Source organism: Alcanivorax sp. HI0044, from assembly GCF_001634945.1.
This window is the reverse complement of record NZ_LWEZ01001244.1, coordinates 1-735: the sequence shown is the minus strand read 5'-3', so window position 1 is coordinate 735 and position 735 is coordinate 1. Positions and strand designations below refer to the sequence as shown.

General features: G+C 61.4%; 1 protein-coding gene. It reads left to right on the top strand.

Annotated features, from left to right (window positions below):
• Positions 1 to 735: AEC family transporter (locus tag A3730_RS17695; protein ID WP_063538579.1), on the top strand; the 735-nt coding region annotated here is incomplete at both ends.

Here is a 735-nt window from a genome sequence, read left to right as displayed (position 1 = left end):
TTGTTATGCGCCGGCGTGGGTTTTTTCTGGGCGCGGGCCGGCAAGCCCTTTGATACCCGGATGGTCACCTCCCTGGTCACCCTGGTCACCACTCCCTGCCTGATTGTCGCCACCATGGGCAAGACGGAGCTGGACTTGCAGGCGCTCATGGACGTGGCCGGTTTGGCCGTAGCGGTACTGGCCACCACGTTCGTGGTCAGCGCGGTGATCCTGCTCTTTACCGGCCAACCCTTTCGGGTGTTTCTGCCTTCACTGATCTTCCCCAACACCGGCAACATGGGCATTCCGCTGTGCATGCTCGCGTTTGGCGAAGCCGGATTGGCATTGTCGCTGGCGTGGATGATGCTCTACTCCGTGGCGCACTTTTCCCTGGGGCTGGCCATCGTCAGTGGCGAGGGGTTTTCCCTGAAACTGTTCCGCCACCCGATTCTGATCTCCGTGTTTCTGGCCGTGGCCATGGTCGCTTTCCAGCTAAGCCTGCCTGAGTGGCTCTACAACACCGTCAGCCTGATCGGCGATCTGACCATTCCCTTGATGCTGATTACACTGGGGGTGTCCCTGTCGCAGCTGAAAGTGCGCCATCTGGGTAGCGGAGCCGGGTTTGCGGTGCTGCGTCTGGCCAGTGGCTTTGCGGTGGGGTGGGGGCTGGTGACGGCACTGGACATCGACGGCCCACTGCGTGGGGTGGTGCTGATCGAATCCACCATGCCGGTGGCGGTATTCAATTACCTGCTC